16 protein-coding genes are annotated in these 14,214 nt (G+C 59.1%); 7 read left to right on the forward strand and 9 right to left on the reverse strand.

Annotated features, from left to right (window positions below; all coding sequences use genetic code 11):
• Positions 1-4 precede the first annotated feature (4 nt).
• A complete protein-coding gene (locus IDH44_RS16305) occupies positions 5-745 on the reverse strand; it encodes a hypothetical protein (protein WP_190919440.1) in 741 nt (246 codons plus the stop codon).
• Positions 746-879: 134 nt separating this feature from the next.
• Here IDH44_RS16305 and IDH44_RS16310 point away from each other — a divergent pair, with 134 nt between their 5' ends.
• Positions 880-1,962, forward strand: coding sequence for an asparaginase (locus IDH44_RS16310; protein ID WP_190919441.1), 1,083 nt, complete (start codon positions 880-882; stop codon positions 1,960-1,962).
• The gene (gene mgtE / locus IDH44_RS16315) at positions 1,959-3,323 is read left to right on the forward strand and encodes a magnesium transporter (protein WP_190919444.1); all 1,365 of its coding nucleotides are present in this window, start codon (positions 1,959-1,961) and stop codon (positions 3,321-3,323) included. Before IDH44_RS16310 ends, mgtE begins: the two co-directional genes overlap by 4 nt.
• 3 nt (positions 3,324-3,326) lie before the next feature.
• On the opposite strand, the gene IDH44_RS16320 is transcribed toward mgtE, so the two are convergent.
• Positions 3,327-3,716 (reverse strand): hypothetical protein, encoded by a 390-nt coding sequence (locus IDH44_RS16320; protein ID WP_190919446.1) that lies wholly within the window; start codon positions 3,714-3,716, stop codon positions 3,327-3,329.
• Positions 3,713-4,228 (reverse strand): metallophosphoesterase family protein, encoded by a 516-nt coding sequence (locus IDH44_RS16325; protein WP_190919448.1) that lies wholly within the window; start codon positions 4,226-4,228, stop codon positions 3,713-3,715. Before IDH44_RS16325 ends, IDH44_RS16320 begins: the two co-directional genes overlap by 4 nt.
• Before the next feature lie 73 nt (positions 4,229-4,301).
• On the opposite strand from IDH44_RS16325, the gene IDH44_RS16330 reads away from it, so the two are divergent.
• On the forward strand, positions 4,302-4,664 hold the full coding sequence (locus tag IDH44_RS16330) for a YheC/YheD family protein (protein WP_397326795.1): 363 nt from the start codon (positions 4,302-4,304) through the stop codon (positions 4,662-4,664).
• 220 nt (positions 4,665-4,884) lie between these two features.
• Here IDH44_RS16330 and IDH44_RS16335 read toward each other — a convergent pair whose 3' ends face one another.
• The 4 genes from IDH44_RS16335 to IDH44_RS16350 form a co-directional block, all read right to left on the reverse strand.
• Positions 4,885-5,706 (reverse strand): (2Fe-2S)-binding protein, encoded by an 822-nt coding sequence (locus tag IDH44_RS16335; RefSeq protein ID WP_190919452.1) that lies wholly within the window; start codon positions 5,704-5,706, stop codon positions 4,885-4,887.
• 166 nt (positions 5,707-5,872) lie between these two features.
• Complete coding sequence (locus IDH44_RS26655; protein WP_223869742.1) at positions 5,873-6,271, reverse strand: WGxxGxxG family protein; 399 nt, start codon at positions 6,269-6,271, stop codon at positions 5,873-5,875.
• A gap of 533 nt (positions 6,272-6,804) precedes the next feature.
• Positions 6,805-7,071 carry a hypothetical protein gene (locus IDH44_RS16345; RefSeq protein ID WP_190919454.1) on the reverse strand — a complete coding sequence of 89 codons (267 nt, stop codon included), beginning with the start codon at positions 7,069-7,071 and terminating at the stop codon, positions 6,805-6,807.
• A 23-nt stretch (positions 7,072-7,094) separates the two neighbouring features.
• Positions 7,095-8,249: a PQQ-dependent sugar dehydrogenase gene (locus IDH44_RS16350; RefSeq protein ID WP_190919456.1), complete on the reverse strand. Its 1,155-nt coding sequence runs from the start codon at positions 8,247-8,249 to the stop codon at positions 7,095-7,097.
• Positions 8,250-8,373: 124 nt separating this feature from the next.
• Here IDH44_RS16350 and IDH44_RS16355 point away from each other — a divergent pair, with 124 nt between their 5' ends.
• Positions 8,374-8,670, forward strand: coding sequence for a DUF3817 domain-containing protein (locus tag IDH44_RS16355; protein WP_190919573.1), 297 nt, complete (start codon positions 8,374-8,376; stop codon positions 8,668-8,670).
• Between the two features lie 4 nt (positions 8,671-8,674).
• Here IDH44_RS16355 and IDH44_RS16360 read toward each other — a convergent pair whose 3' ends face one another.
• Together IDH44_RS16360 and IDH44_RS16365 are read right to left on the reverse strand one after the other, a co-directional pair.
• Positions 8,675-9,760, reverse strand: a complete 1,086-nt coding sequence (locus tag IDH44_RS16360) for a DUF3900 domain-containing protein (RefSeq protein WP_190919458.1) — start codon at positions 9,758-9,760, stop codon at positions 8,675-8,677.
• Positions 9,761-9,789: 29 nt separating this feature from the next.
• Entirely contained in the window at positions 9,790-10,116 is a 327-nt protein-coding gene (locus IDH44_RS16365) for a hypothetical protein (protein WP_190919460.1), read from the reverse strand.
• A gap of 112 nt (positions 10,117-10,228) precedes the next feature.
• Here IDH44_RS16365 and IDH44_RS16370 point away from each other — a divergent pair, with 112 nt between their 5' ends.
• The 3 genes from IDH44_RS16370 to IDH44_RS16380 are packed head-to-tail and all read left to right on the forward strand — an operon-like array spanning position 10,229 to position 14,208.
• Positions 10,229-11,866, forward strand: coding sequence for a spore germination protein (locus IDH44_RS16370; RefSeq protein WP_190919462.1), 1,638 nt, complete (start codon positions 10,229-10,231; stop codon positions 11,864-11,866).
• Between the two features lie 6 nt (positions 11,867-11,872).
• A complete protein-coding gene (locus tag IDH44_RS16375) occupies positions 11,873-12,973 on the forward strand; it encodes a GerAB/ArcD/ProY family transporter (protein WP_190919464.1) in 1,101 nt (366 codons plus the stop codon).
• Positions 12,970-14,208 (forward strand): Ger(x)C family spore germination protein, encoded by a 1,239-nt coding sequence (locus tag IDH44_RS16380; protein WP_190919466.1) that lies wholly within the window; start codon positions 12,970-12,972, stop codon positions 14,206-14,208. The genes IDH44_RS16375 and IDH44_RS16380 overlap by 4 nt, the downstream gene beginning before the upstream one ends.
• Positions 14,209-14,214 lie beyond the last annotated feature (6 nt).

A 14,214-nucleotide genomic window follows, 5' to 3' on the forward strand; every position in this document is an offset into this window, starting at 1 on the left:
TCGGCTAGTTCGTTTCGTTCTCGATGGTATTCAGCATCGTATAGGCATGCGTCGCAAAGCCGTCGTTGGCCTCGCCGACCGGAATGTTAACATTGAATTGATAGCCGATCCCGCCGATTTCCTTGAACAGCACTTCGCGGGACAGCTCGCCCGAAGAGGCGCGCATCGCCCATTGCACGTCGCCGATCGCCGGATGCACATCCGCGGCGTCCAGCTCGGACGGGTCTCCAGCTTCGGACAGCCATTGCTGGGCGTCCTGCTTGAGCTGATCCGTATTGTAATCGGCCGGCATACGCACAATCTCCACATGATAATCGTTGTTGAAGTCCATCATCAGCTTATTCGCTTCCGCATCGAACGCGAAGATGTCGAACACGTAGAGCGAGTACCCGTCGCCCTGAGCGAGCTCAGCCGACTTCTCCTCCTTCATGCCCTCCAGCTCCAGCTCGAACGATTCGCTGGCAGGCCGTTCGCCGACCGGATGGTCCGGCTCGAGCTTGCCGGTCGTATCGCCGTCCCCGTTGCCGTCGGTCTCGGTCGCATCCGGCTCATCCTCGGCTGGTTCCTCGTCCGTATTGCCCGTATTGCCGGCGTTGTCGCCGCCCCCCGAAGCATTCGTTTCGGTGTTGCCGGTCCCGCTTGTCTCATTGCCGCCGGAGCTGTTGTCGTTGCCCGAGCAAGCGGCCAGCAGCACGACAATTACCATTGCCGCTGCGAGCAGCCATACCCTTTTTTGTCTGTTCATTCTGAACACCTCCGCCATTATAGACGAGACAAGTGCCAAAATGTTGCATTGCAGCGTGCACGGCTTGTTAAACCAATCCATCCTTCGGTTATAATGAAAGCAAGCAACATTACTATGAATGGGAGGCCCGGCCATTGACACATATTCTGTTAGCCGTGACGGGAGGCACCATCGGCAGTCATACCGACAACGGAATTACGGCCGTCTCATCCGGTGCTGCATCCGGGCTGCTGGAGCGCTATCGCGTTTGCAAGGGCGCGCGCAACGTACGATTTGACTCCATTACGCCCTTCTCGATGCTGAGCGAGAACCTGCTGCCGACCGACTGGCTGGCACTCCGGCAGGCGATCATCGAGGCCGGCGGTCTGGAGCGCGATGGCATCATCGTCACGCACGGTACGGACACGCTGCCATTTACCGCGGCTGCGCTGAGCTATCTGTTTCACGATGTATCGATTCCGATCGTACTGGTCGCCAGCAATTCGCCGCTGCACGAGCCGCGCAGCGCGGGCCTGGCGAACTTTCGCCATGCGGTCGATTTCGTTGCCGACTCGCAGCTGCCGGGCGTCTATGTCAGCTTTGCCGATGCGGCTGGACGGGCTTGCATCCATCTGGGCACCCGTCTGCATGAATCGGCGCCGTTCACGGACGAATTCGTCAGTGCGTACGGCGTTCCGCTCGGCGTCATGGACAAGCGCAAGTTCCGGCCGTTCCGGGCAGCGGCCAATCCCACCTTCGCGGAGCTGCGTCTGCCGCGGATCCGCCATGTGCGCATCGCCGAGCAGCCCGGGTTCTCCGATGCGATTCGCTTCGTCAAGCCCTATCCCGGTCTCGACTACCGAAGCGTATCCCTGGACGGGCCGCACAAGCCGCATGCCGTGCTGCATCAGCTGTACCACTCCGCTACCGCCTGCATGCGCGCCGGGGTCGGGAGCGCACGCTACGCGCTGCTCGAGCTGCTGGAGCGCTGCCGCGCCGCCGATATCCCGTTGTTTGTCTGTCCGGTCAAGTCCGATGCCGATTCTGCGTACGAGACGAACGCGCAGCTGCTGGAGGCCGGGGCGGTGCCCTTGCGGGGAATCACGACGGAAGCCGCGCTGGTCAAGCTCATGCTGGCCTACGGCACCTACTCCGCCTCGCACGACATCGTGCGCTGGCTGACGACGACGCCGTTGTTTTTTGACACCATGCAGCCGCGCAAGGAGGAACGCCCATGAACATCGCCCAAGCCGAGCGCACCGCCGCCGAGCTCGCCAGGCTGCTGCAGGACGATGCGTTTGCCGCCTTCGCCGCGCGTGCCGGCGACCTTCATCCCTACGATGCCGCCGTCGCTTACCTGAGCATAGCGCCGGAGCAGTCCGAGCTGCGCACCGCTTTTTTGACGCATCTGGATCCGATCACCCTGACCGACGTCCTCGAGGAACTGGACGGCGAGGAAAGGCGCGAAGCGTTTGCGCGTATCGGGGCGCTGCGGGCCGCCGCAGTGATGGACCGCATGGACAACGACGACCTGGCCGATTTTCTCGGCGAGCTGTCCGAGGAGGCGCGCGCGCCTTACCTGGCTGCCATGTCGGACGCCGAAGCAGAGGCCGTCCAGCAATTGATGAGCTATCCCCCGGAGACGGCGGGCCGCATCATGAACAACCGCTACGTGTGGCTTCCGCAGCACTATACGGTCGAAGAAGCGATTGCCAAAATCCGCGCCTACTCCGACTTGTCCGAATCGATCAGCTACCTGTACGTCATCGACGGCGAACGCCGCCTGCTCGGCGTCGTCTCCTATCGGGACTTGATCCTCGCCTCCGTGGAGCAGCGCATCGCCGATATCATGCGGACGCGCGTGATCCATGTCGAAGCGGTGATGGATCAGGAGCAGGTGGCGGATCTGATGCGCAATTACGATTTTCTCGCCGTGCCGGTCGTGGACGACGCCAGCAGGCTGGTCGGGATCATTACGGTGGACGACATCATCGACGTCGTCATGGAGGAAGCGGACGAGGATATTCAGAAGCTCTCCGGCAGCGGCAAGGACATCGACTTCAATACGCGGGCCTGGACGGCCGCCGGCAGACGTCTCCCGTGGCTCGTGCTGCTGCTGTTCATCGGCGTGCTCTCGGGCACGATTATCAGCGGCTTCGAGGAGACGCTCGACCGGGTCGTGGCGCTCGCCTTCTTCATGCCGATGATCGCCGGGATGACCGGCAACACCGGCACACAATCGCTCGCCGTCGTCGTGCGCGGGCTGATCGGCAGCAAGCTCTCCGGACGCCAGGCGCTGCGGCTCGTGCGTCGCGAGCTCGGCGTCGGCCTCATCATCGGCGTCACGTGCGGGCTGCTGGTCACCGGCATAGCCTATGTATGGCAGGGCAACATCATGCTGGGCGTCGTGGTCGGCGTGTCGCTGCTGCTGACGCTCATCCTGGGCACGATCGCCGGCACGACCGTACCGCTCCTGCTGGATAAGCTGCGCGTCGACCCGGCCGTCGCTTCCGGACCGCTGATCACGACGCTCAATGACATGCTGTCGCTGCTCATTTATTTCGGTATGGCCTCATTATTCCTTGACTTTCTATTATAGTGACTATACCTGCGACAGCCCGCTGTAATCGGATACGACTTGCAGCAGACTGCGATGCATGGGCAGGACGAATTGCATGGCGCCGAGCCTGGAGAGGCCACTTCGATTGTGCACGGTCGCCGCTTTGACGTAGAGCTTGTACGCATCGTTGACCGTCGACGTGGCGGCCAGCTCGGTCCGTTCCTCGCGCCGATTGCGGATCGCATGCGTTTTTTTGCCCCGGATTTCGAATGGCACAATGCTGATCAGATCATTGTACTTGATATGATAATTGACATGCGGCTTATGGAGCACGAGCTCCTTTGTCGAGACGGTGACGCCGTAGTCGTTGGTCTTGCGGGAGAGCTTCAACTCCCCCTCGATCGCCTTCAATTGAATAAAATCGGGATTCATCTCGCTCCCTCCTGTTCGTGCTTGTCCGCATAATAGATATGCCGGGCGTGGAGTCGTCCGGCGGCAATTTCCATGATGCCGAACGAGAATTCCGGCTGCCGGCGCTTGTCGGTGGCGGAGCCGGGGTTGAACAGCAGCGTGCCGCCGGCGTCCTTGTGCAGCGGCACGTGCGAATGGCCGAACACGATCGCATCCAGCCGCTCGCCCTTGAATGTGTCCAGCGCTTGCTGCCAGGCCGCGACGCGGCCGTGTCCATGCACGAGTCCCACACTCAGCCCCTCGACTTGCAGCACCTGCCGGTACCCCAGTCTGCGCACGAGCGCAGATCCGTCGTTGTTGCCCGCTACGCCTGTAACGGGAGCAAATGCGCTCAACTGCTCGTATACCTCCATGCTGCACCAATCTCCGGCGTGCAGAATATGATCCGCCGACCGCAGCTCCCGCAGCAGCGGCCCGGGCAATGCCTTGGCCATGCGCGGCATATGCGTATCGGAGACGACGACAATGCGCATCGCACTCCCTCCTTTCTTCCATCATACCCCTTTGCTCGGGTCATGACCAGTCCGGACAGGCGGCAATTGGACGATCACCGGACACATGGCCAAGATCGCCAGGAAGGACAAGAATGTCAACAATCATTATCAAGGGGGCGAGGTGGTCACGCTGCGCCGGCTAATGCGCAAAAAAGGAGCAGGCGCTTCAGCCGCCAATGCGCTCCAAAACCGCTTGCAGGGCGCTTCGTTGCGCATTGCCCGGGCGCTTTCCAAAAGGCGCGCCGGCATGCATGAGATGGGCATTGACTTTGGGGTGGACGCGGGACGACGCATCCGGGTTATCGAGGTGAATTCGAACCATCCGCAATTTCATCCGCTCAAAACGCCCGATCGCGCCATGTACGATCGCATGTTGTCGTATGCGCGCAGCTACGGGCGCAAGACGGCGCGTTAAAATCTGTTACCGCATTGTAACGCAATTGCAAAGGACGGTTCATCTTCTCTTAATCTGACAAGGGTACATTATAAGCAACCCCCCTTTACAATAGATCTGAATTAACCCGCCGGCTCCGAGAGCCGTGCGGGTCCTTTTTTTAAAAAAATTCGAATTTTTCGAAACGAAGCTTGCTGCGCCGTAAAAGATAGCAAGCCCGTTTCGCCCTGGCCCCGCCTTTTCACTTGGCGCCGGCACTCTGCAGCGCCGCTTCCGCACGATGACGCGTCCGTCGCGCCTCCCGCTCCGATTCCTTGAGCCGCGGGCAGGTGTAACAATACGAACCGCCCTCAATCTGATAGTATTGGCAGCAGGCGTTTTTCATTCGCATTTGGCGCTCCGGTTCATACAAGCTCTCGATCCAGCGAACGCGCACATTGAGCGGATTTTTGGCGCGGCCAAAGCAATCCATCGGCTGAAGGCCGGTCTTCAAAAAATCATAATCGCGATTCACACGATCGGCGACTGCCTGATCCACGCCCGCGAAATCAGTCATAAGGGGAACGGAATAATTCAGCCGGGTCGGCAGCTGTCCCCAGAGCTGATGGATCGGCAATCCGCTGACTGAGGAGGCCGCTTCCAGGATCGGACGCAGCATCGCGCCATAGAATGAACCGAACGCCTCGGTCAGCCAGCCTTCCCGCGCCTCCTGTTCAAGCGGACCGGCGACAGGATTGGCCGCCCGCCGTACGAGGAAGACCGGCGAATAATAATCGCCCTCCTTGCACAGCTGGATCACGACAGTTTCAGCTCGCCAGCCCGGATCGCGGTTCATCAGCGACAGACACGCCTGCAGACCCGCGCCCAGCGTACCGAGCATGCCGGCCAGGTAGGCGGCAGGCGCTTCAATTGCAGTCGCTTTAATCAATTGACCGTATGTATCGAGGAACGGGGCCATGCCCGCTTCGCAGCTCAATTCCGCCAGGCTTGCCGACAGACGCGCGTTTGGACGCTCGACCGTTACAATATAAAATTTGGATTCCAGCACGGCATAATCAATCATCCGGCAAATCACTCCTTTTATCCGGACAAGGGATGATAGTGATAATCGTTTTCATTATACTGCATTTATCGCTAAATTGAAACGTTAAATTTCAGGGCGTCGTCTCGCAAAAAAGCCGCCGCCTCCTCCGCTGTCGCGAAGAGGGCAGCAGCCCGATGTTGCAGCACTAACGATCCGATACTTCGCGGTTGCGGCCGCGCATACCGGCCAGGCCGATCAGGCCGAGCAGGCCAAGCCAGCCCCAGTTCATACGGTTGTTATCGGTCGTCGCGGTCGTGCGGTAGCGCTGATTGTTCATGCCGACCGATGTCGCCCCGTAACGGTTGTCGTAATTGCCATAATTGCCATCCGTCGAGACGTGATCGTACCGATTCATCGTATTGCCCGTTGCGGGCGTACGATCCATCGAATTGCGATCCATCGTCGAAGTGCCGTTCATATGCGACTTCGACTTGGTGCTGCTTTGGCTCATGCCGTCCATTTTGCCGGTGGCGGCAAAAGTCGGGAGCGACAACACCAGCATCAGAGCGGCCACCAGCATAAAACTGATCGATAACCGTTTCATGACCTGTACGTCACCATCCTCATCACTATAGTTGTGGAACGAAAAACGGCATGCTGCCTTCGGTCCCGGTACTTGTTTTTCCCGCATCCCTCTCCGCCGATACATGGGTATATCTAGCTCTAGGCTTGACCCGCACGATCGGGCGCGCGTCGAAGAACGGACGCATGCAGCCTGCCCAAACGGACGCATACCCCCCACCCTCGCCAGGGCCGCAATATAAGCGTAAGCTGGCTCTGACGGACATGGGAGCCGCTTAGCGCCGTTTTTTAGCTTCCTTCAACGTGTAACGGTCATGAGCGACGCTTAGCGGAGAGGATGGGCCAATTAGATGGTTAAAATGGCTGCTAAGCGTCGCTGGTGTCCGTTAGAAGCTGCAGCCCGGCTCCGGACTGCTTCGCGCCCGCCTGGCCGCTTCTATTGGACGCGAAAAAACAAAAAGCCTGCGCGAGCGCAGGCTTAGGCCAAATAGATGAGGCTAGGGCGTTTTATGCAGCTCCTAAGGAAGCGGATCAACGCCCAATTTTTGTTCCAGGCTACTCGCGCAGAGCGGCCCTGGCGGCTTCAACCAGGGAGTCGAACAACTCGTCGTCCTCCTCGAGTTGTTCTTCGAATGCGAAAATTTCCTCTTCCTTGCCGGAGGCGTGAAGAAAATGCAAGCCGTAGCTCCATGATTTCCCTCTTGTGCTGTGCAAGGTTACTTCGTATTCGTCCCGGTGTCCTTCGACTTGCACGTGCACATGGCCAACATAGCCGTCCTCCGGCGTGTGTTTCATACCCGCCTTCAAAATCGTTACGTTCATCTTTTGCGCTCCCTCTCGCTCAATTATGAATTCATTGAAATCCGAAGCAACCGGTCATCGTCCGCTTGCGGCTGCCCGCGGCCGTCCGTACGATTGGTAAGGACATACATCCACTCACCCAGCAGCAGCACGTCCCGCAGCCTGCCCTCACCCTCCAGCACGGTGGTTGCTTCATCGGTACCCGGATCGAAACGCAGCAATTGTTCGCCGCGCAATCCGGCGGCGAGCAGTCTGCCTTCGCCGTCTACTGCCAGTCCCGACGGGGCGAGCGTTGCTTGGCTCGTATGGTAGAGCGGCGCGGTCAAACCGTCCCCCGTCTCGTCGCCGATCACATCCGGCCAGCCGTAATTGGCCCCGGCTTCGATGCGATTCAGCTCGTCATGCCCGCCCGGATTGCCGGAGGGTCCATGCTCCGCCGCATACATCGTACCCTCCTGGCTCCAGGCGATCCCCTGCGGATTGCGATGACCGTACGAGTAGACATACGATCCGGCCCAAGGGTTGTCCTCCGGAACGGAGCCGTCCGGATTCAGGCGCAGGATCTTCCCCGCCAGACTGTCCAGTTCCTGTGCGAGCGCCGATTGCCCTGCGTCGCCAGTGGTGGCGTACAGCTTGCCGTCCGGGCCCAGAGCCAGCCGTCCGCCATTGTGGATTGCGCCTCCCGGGATGCCTTCCAGCAGCGGACGCAGCTCGCGCCAGCTTCCATCCTCCAGCAGCTCCAGGACGACGATACGGTTGTAGGCGGTGCCGGACTCCTCGTACGTGTGGTAAGCATATGCTTGGCGCGAGGTCGAGAAGTTCGCCGCCAGTACCAGACCGAGTAATCCGCCCTCGCCCTCGGCGTGCACTTCTTTTTCGAGCGCGAGCGTTTGGCGCTGTTGGCTGCCGTCCGCTTGATTCAGCGCCACGATATCGCCTCCTCGCTCGCTGATATAGATGGCCTCGGGATCGTAGGCAATCGACCAGGGCGCCTGCAGATTAGCTGCCAGTACGCCTTCCGCCAGCGCTTGCTCCCCTTTCGTAGCCGGTCGGCCGGTCGGCTCTTCAGAGACCGTGTTGCTGGGGCGTCCGAGCGACGGCGCTTCCGGAGTCGGCTTCTCCGTCGTCGTCTCGAACCAGCCGCATCCCCCGAGCATCAGCAACGCCGCTACGCACGGGACGTGCCATATCCGTTTCATCGCATTGTTCCTCCCTGTGGCTAATTTTTGACAAGTTGCCGCCAAAGTCTTCCCGCATTCTATTCTCCATGTATACTTAAAGCAGCCTGTATAAAACGAAGCACTCTGGAGGTTACCTGCAATGATGAAATGGAAAAAGCCGATCGGACGCCTGCGGACTATCGGTTGGGCAGAGGGTTTGTCCTTCCTCATTCTGCTCAGCATCGCCATGCCCATGAAATACGTGTTGGACATTCCCGAAGCGGTCAGTGTGGTCGGCATGCTCCACGGCGTGCTTTTTGTGCTGTATATGCTGGCCGTGGCGCACGTCACGTGGACAGAACGCTGGAGCGCGGGCCGGGTTGCCGGAGCAATCCTAGCGGCCTTCTTGCCCTTCGGACCGTTCGTAATGGACGCCAAGCTGCTGCGCAGCAAGGCTTAAGGCTTTATGCCTCTTCCAGCGGCGCGCCCAGGCGCTGCATCACATCTTGCAGCCCCTCGGGTAGCAGCAGCTCGACCGGCGACACGCCGCGCTCGAAAGCGAAGCCGTCGCCCTCGATGACAAAAACGTAACGGCCGTTATGCTTGGCCAAGTGGTACGTACGGCCATAATCGGCAAGCTTGGCGCGGATCTCCACCCCGCCCAGCTTGCAACGAAATTCCAGCTCCGGCTGATGCTCGGTGAGCAGCGCGGCGGCCTGGGCTACATTATCGGGCGTCCAGTGTTCCTGCAGCTCCCGATTCTCACTCGCGGCCCATACCTCGAAGCGCTCCAGCTCCTCTTTTTTTCCGGCCTCCGCCTGCTCTGCGGGCGCCTGCTCCCATTTCTCCTCGACATAATGCTGCACCATTTCGTAGACCTGATCGGTTACCAGCTCGGGCAGCGGCTTTTCGTAGGCGACATGCCGCAAAAAATCCTCGAAATAACGCGCATGGGACGCCTGATGAATCTTCAGCTCGCGCTCCTCCAGCATTCCCTCCTCCGGCATATGCGGATATTGGATGGACTTGATGCTGCGGGCACTGATGGCCATCTCCACCTCGGCGATCAGCCGCTGCTCGTCCGAAATGCGCGCAATTTTGGACTCGAAATCACACTTCATGACGAATACCAACGGCGTGTCCGTCACGCGCACCGGCGTGGCCGTGCTGACAATAAAGGCGCCGCCGCGCACCGCGTTCGTCTGCATGTACATGCGCAGCATCTCGTCGGCGCAACCCAAAAACTGCTCCGCGTCCGCGGCGGTGCGCAGCCGTTCGAGCAACGCATAGTCAGCGTTGCTGCCCAGATCGTATCCCGGCTCGGTGACAAAATGGCCGATTTTGGTCGGCACGTTGTCCGAGCTGGGATGACGCTCGGCCTTGCGCTTGCATATGCGCCCGAATTCCCCGTCAAGAAACGGCTTGAGCGCGCTCTCCTCGTATTCCTCGCCCGTCAAGGTCTGATAGTGTTTATACGTCTTGGTGGAAGCCGAATCTCCGTCTTCGGATCGAATGACAAAAAAAGATAAATGTTGAATTTCCAATTTCATTATGGCTACCGCTCCTTCAAACTTTGCAGCTACTTTGGCGCGAGACCCGCAGCTTCCTCCAGCCGGAACCGCGCAATATGATCGAGCAGCCCCTCCCGATGCAAGATCCGGAGCTGAACATGACCGAACAGATCGAAATGCGGGAAGCCTTCGCGCCGATGGATGTATTCGGGATTCAAGCCGCGGCTGGCTCCCCAGCTCGTCAGCTTGCGCAGATCAGCGCAGCCGACCTTGGTCACGCTCGTCGTGCCCGGAAAGCGCGGATCGAGCCAATAATGCGTCAAGAAGGCAAGCTCCCCTTGCATAACCCTGGACTTCCACTGATTAAGTTCTTCGCGTGTGATGCCGAAGGCCACCCGCCTCACTCCCTCCTGCCATTTGCCCCGAAAGGCGTATAATGTCAAGCCGGCCATGGCATGCTATGCCATAACGAAGGCGCCGTATCTACGCCTGTGCGAGGTGACCGACATGTCCAACGATACGCCCAAGGGGTCCGGCCAATCAAGCGCGAGCGCGGAGCTCCCGCCGTCGCTTCCGCCCGACGAGCTGCTGAAGCGGCGCGAACGCCTCGAAGGCTCGCTTGAGCAATCCATTGAATGGTTTAAACAGCTCCTGTTGCCGGACACCGATTTCGTCATTCGGCATTTCGACATTTACGGCCGCTTTCCGGCTGCATTGTTTTATATTTCCAGCATGACCAAGCAAGCCGCCATTCATAACGATCTGCTGAAGCCGCTCATGTATATGCCCGATCATCTCAAGGATGCCGAAATCCGACTGGACGGCCTGGAGACGTTCATTTTGCGCAAAACGCTCTACTTCAGCGACATTCGGACCAGCGAGGAGTACCAGACGCTGACCGAGTCGATCATGCGGGGCTACGCCCTCCTTCTTGTCGACGGGTTGAACCGAGGGATAATGATCAATACGCGCGATATCGATAAGCGAGCCGTCGAGCAGCCGCCGACCGAGCAAGTGATTCAGGGCCCGCGCGAGGGTTTTATCGAATCGATGTCGACGAACCTTGCCTTGATGCGTTATCGCCTGGCGACGCCGGACTTCCGCACGCACATCCGTCAGCTCGGCCGTCTGACCAAGACGCCGGTCGCGATCTGTTACATCGAAGGCGTAGTGGATATGGCGCTGGTGGATGAGGTCAAGACGCGGCTGTCCAAGATCGACGTCGACGGCATCCTCGATTCGGGCTTCGTCGAGCAGTACATCGAGGACAGTCATCTGTCGCCGTTTCCACAAATTCAAAATACCGAAAAACCCGACAAAGCCGTAGCGCAAATGCTGGAGGGACGCGTCGTCATCATCGTCGAAGGCTCGCCGTTCGGTCTGATCATCCCGTCCGTTTTCAGTCAATTTTACCAGACCACCGAGGATTATGCGACCCGCTTTCTGCAAGGCAGCTTTGTCCGCATTGCGCGCGTCGTCGCTCTCGTGTTTTCGTTGATTTTCCCTTCGCTTTACGTGGCCATCATTTCGTTTAACCCGGAGCTCATACCGACGGAATTTGCCGTAGCCGTCGCGGGCGGACGAGCCGGCGTGCCGTTTCCCTCGCTCGTTGAGGTGCTGATCATCGAGATCTCAATGGAGGTGCTCCGCGAAGCCACCATTCGGTTGCCGCAACAGGTCGGCGGCGCCTTGTCCATCGTCGGCGTGCTCGTCGTCGGCCAGGCGGCCGTCTCGGCCGGCTTTTCCAGCCCGATCACGGTGGTGGTGATTGCTCTTACGACGATCGGCTCATTTGCGACCCCGGCCTACAATGCCGCATTCGCGCTGCGCATGCTGCGCTTTCCGCTCATTATCATCTCCGGGATGTTCGGCCTGTACGGGCTGATGATCGGGTTGATTCTGATCGGCAATCACCTGCTCTCGCTCAAGTCGTTCGGCGTTCCTTATCTGACCCCGGCCGTTCCGCTGGACATGCAGGGACTCAAGGACCTGCTGATTCGGGGACCGCTCTGGTGGATGCGTCGCCGACCGGCCTTTTTGCATCCCCGGGACAGTACCCGGGTCGCGCGCCAATCGGCAGAAGATATGACCTCGCCGGGCAATGACGTGCTGGAGAATAATTCCCCATCCGGTCAAGGAGGCTAGAGTCGCATGAACAGACCCGCCACTGTGACAACGCTGCAAGCCGCTGCGCTCGTCGCCGGCTCCATCATCGGCGTCGGCGTCCTGCCGCTGCCGCGCGTCGCGACGCTAGCGGCCGATACCGGCGGTCCGCTGGTGACGGGTGTTGCGGTACTGGCCGCATGGCTCGCATTGTGGCTGATCACCAAGCTTGGGACTCTCTTTCCCCAGCAGTCGATATTTCAATACAGCGAGATTTTGCTCGGCAGATGGCTTGCCGCGATCGGCACCCTTCTGCTGATCTGTTTTTTTGCGTTTCTCGCTTCGCTTGCGGCACGCGAATTCGGCGAAGTCGTCGTGACCGCCGTCTTGCGCAAAACGCCGCTGGAGATGACCGTGCTGGCGATGCTGTTGCTGGCGGCGATCGCCGCGCGTAACGACGTTCGCACCTTTTCCTATATTCACATGTTCTACCTGCCGTTTATTCTCGCGCCGGGCATCCTGATTATCGCCCTGTCTCTCAAAAATGCAGTCAGTCTGAATCTGTTGCCATTATGGGGCAATGACGCTACCGCACTCTCGGTGACGCACGGCATTCTGACGATCGCATCACTATTTCAAGTGGCATTTGTCGTGACGATCGTCATTCCGCATATGAAGCAGCCGCAAAAGGCGCTGAAAGCCAGCTCCTGGGGAGTCGTGATCGCAGGCGGTCTGTATGTAGCCATTGTGCTGGCTACGATTGCCGTATTCGGCTCCGAGGAGACAAGACTGCTCATCTGGCCGACGCTGGAGCTGGCCAAGACGACTTCCCTGCCCGCCAATATCCTGGAGAGGCTGGACGCCGCATTTCTGGCGATTTGGGTCACCGCCGTCTTTACAACCCTGCTGTCTACCTACTATTTGACGATCCATGCCATCAGTCAGCTTTTTCGCTTGAAGGATCATCGCCTGCTGACGTATTTTGTCCTGCCGTTTATTTTCTGGATGGCGATGCTCCCGCAAAGTGTGCTGCAGCTTTACCAGATTGTCGAGCTAGTTGGCCGGATTGGCCTCTGCATCACGTTCGGCTACCCGATCATTCTGCTGCTGGTATGGCTGCTTCGCAGACGAGGGGTGAGCAGCTCATGAGGGAACGAAATTTTATGCGCTTGCTTCGATTCCTTCGCACCGGCTTTGCCGTCGTCTTGCTGCCGACGCTGCTGCTGCCGCTTGGCGGATGCTGGGACCGCTTGGAAATTGAAAAGCGAGCTGTCGTACTTGGCATCGCCGTCGATTCCGCGACTGCCAAAGAAGCTGGCGACGACAATAAAGTCACGCATCTGGGCCGGGAGCTGCCCAAGGTCGAAACGCATAAATTGCGCATCACGGCGCAGATCGCCATTCCCGGGCGCATCCCGCTGGGACCGGGCGAAGGCGGTTCGGGAGGCGGCAAGCCAAAGCCGGTATGGGTTGTCAGCGCGTACGGGCACACGATAGACGACGCGATGATGGTGCTGCAGCAAAAGCTGTCCGACCGCATTTTTCTTGGCCATCTTCGGGTGATCGTCGTCGCAGAGGATGTCGCGCGCGCGGGGATGAGCAACATCAACGATTACTTTCGGCGCAACCCCCAGGTACGCCGTCTCGCGTGGATGATTGTAGCCAAGGACGAGGCCGCATCGCTGATGGCAGCCAATCCGGAGCTGAAGCGCGTGCCGGCGCTTTATATCCTGGCGATGATGGACCACGCCGTCGAGATGGGCAAGTATCCCGACGAATTCGTCGGGAAGTTTTGGAGCAAGCGCTCCAGCAAAGGCCGCGACCCCCATTTGCCCTATGTGCAGATGGAAGCCGGCGAGACCTTTTCCCTGAAAGGCATGGCGCTTTTCGACGGTGACCGTATGGTCGATTATACCGATCCGCTGCAGATCGGGGTGTTCATGGCGATGACCAACATTCAATCCGGCGGCTATTCAGTATACACGCCCCGAGAAAATTTAATGTACCGGGCCACCTACCGCAGCGCCAAGACCAGATTGAAAATTGAAAACGGGCATCCGCATTTTCGAATTGACATCCAGGTCGAGGGCAATATTGAAGAAAAACCGAACGAAAGCTACGATCTGGAAACGGCTGCCCAGTTGGCCGCGCTGGAGAAGCGACTGGGGGCGGCTGCGCAAAAGGGCGCACTTGCATTAATTGCGCTTACTCAGGAGGCCAATGCCGATATTTTTGGCTTTGGTGAATTGGTTCGGGCCAAAAAGCCCGCTTTTTGGAATCGCGAAATCCGGACCAAGGACAACTGGCACCGCATGTACAAAAAATCGACTTTTGAAGTCAACTACGTCATTAAAATTCGCCGCGTCGGCATGAAGGCGGAGTAAGGGGTG

Source organism: Paenibacillus sabuli (assembly GCF_014705605.1).
Taxonomy (GTDB): Bacteria; Bacillota; Bacilli; order Paenibacillales; family Paenibacillaceae; genus Paenibacillus_D; species Paenibacillus_D sabuli.

Coding starts and splice junctions, on each gene's coding strand:
- IDH44_RS16380 (WP_190919466.1), top strand. CDS start 12,970: ATGAGGGAACGAAATTTTATGCGCTTGCTTCGATTCCTTCGCACCGGC.
- IDH44_RS16360 (WP_190919458.1), bottom strand. CDS start 9,760: ATGAAATTGGAAATTCAACATTTATCTTTTTTTGTCATTCGATCCGAA.
- IDH44_RS16350 (WP_190919456.1), bottom strand. CDS start 8,249: ATGAAACGGATATGGCACGTCCCGTGCGTAGCGGCGTTGCTGATGCTC.
- IDH44_RS16345 (WP_190919454.1), bottom strand. CDS start 7,071: ATGAACGTAACGATTTTGAAGGCGGGTATGAAACACACGCCGGAGGAC.
- IDH44_RS16320 (WP_190919446.1), bottom strand. CDS start 3,716: ATGAATCCCGATTTTATTCAATTGAAGGCGATCGAGGGGGAGTTGAAG.
- IDH44_RS16370 (WP_190919462.1), top strand. CDS start 10,229: ATGTCCAACGATACGCCCAAGGGGTCCGGCCAATCAAGCGCGAGCGCG.
- IDH44_RS16355 (WP_190919573.1), top strand. CDS start 8,374: ATGAAATGGAAAAAGCCGATCGGACGCCTGCGGACTATCGGTTGGGCA.
- IDH44_RS16375 (WP_190919464.1), top strand. CDS start 11,873: ATGAACAGACCCGCCACTGTGACAACGCTGCAAGCCGCTGCGCTCGTC.
- IDH44_RS26655 (WP_223869742.1), bottom strand. CDS start 6,271: ATGAAACGGTTATCGATCAGTTTTATGCTGGTGGCCGCTCTGATGCTG.
- IDH44_RS16305 (WP_190919440.1), bottom strand. CDS start 745: ATGAACAGACAAAAAAGGGTATGGCTGCTCGCAGCGGCAATGGTAATT.
- mgtE (WP_190919444.1), top strand. CDS start 1,959: ATGAACATCGCCCAAGCCGAGCGCACCGCCGCCGAGCTCGCCAGGCTG.
- IDH44_RS16335 (WP_190919452.1), bottom strand. CDS start 5,706: ATGATTGATTATGCCGTGCTGGAATCCAAATTTTATATTGTAACGGTC.
- IDH44_RS16325 (WP_190919448.1), bottom strand. CDS start 4,228: ATGCGCATTGTCGTCGTCTCCGATACGCATATGCCGCGCATGGCCAAG.